The organism is Cryobacterium sp. MLB-32, from assembly GCF_000738085.1.
Taxonomy (GTDB): Bacteria; Actinomycetota; Actinomycetes; order Actinomycetales; family Microbacteriaceae; genus Cryobacterium.
The window spans coordinates 1-590 of sequence record NZ_JPRS01000481.1; the positions used below are offsets into that span (position 1 = coordinate 1).

The 590-nt window shown below is 55.8% G+C and carries 1 protein-coding gene; it reads left to right on the forward strand.

All coding sequences use genetic code 11. From position 1 onward, the window contains the following. A partial coding sequence (locus tag JF66_RS23875; RefSeq protein WP_035880547.1) for a type ISP restriction/modification enzyme occupies positions 1-553 on the forward strand: 553 nt, incomplete at its 5' end. Between the last annotated feature and the right edge of the window lie 37 nt (positions 554-590).

Here is a 590-nt window from a genome sequence, read left to right on the forward strand (position 1 = left end):
CGGCGCCAGGGTTCCGTTTACCAAGGATCCTTCTCTCTTTGCAGAAGTGCGTGACGTTGGTGCCGAGTTGATCTACGCGCAAACGTTCGGGGCTCGAGCGATCGGCCACGCTGCCCATGACGATTTCGCAAACCGTCAAGGCATTGCTTGGTCCCAGGGAGTGACTCACCTTCCGGGTGAATTTGAAATCTCTTACGACGAAGAAACCGAGACTCTGAACGTAGCTGACGGCACGGTATCAGGCGTGAGACCCGAGGTCTGGCAGTTCTCCGTCAGCGGTTGGCCGGTAGTTCAAAGGTGGCTCCAGAATCGGAGTGCTCTGGGTAGGGGGCACATTCGTAGCAAGCCTAAACCGCTCGACAGGATCCGACCCACGCATTGGATCGATGACTGGAACGATGAACTTCTTGATCTGCTCAAAGCCATTGAGCGCACTGTTCGACTTAGTGGCCTGCAAGAGCTGCTGTTGGAGAAGGTGTTTCATTCGGAGCTTTTTGACATCGATGAATTCCCAGTCCCATCCCGCGCGGAACGGATGGAACCCAAGTACTGAAGTCCGTCCGGCTGTTGCGCTGAATTCCCATCGTCGC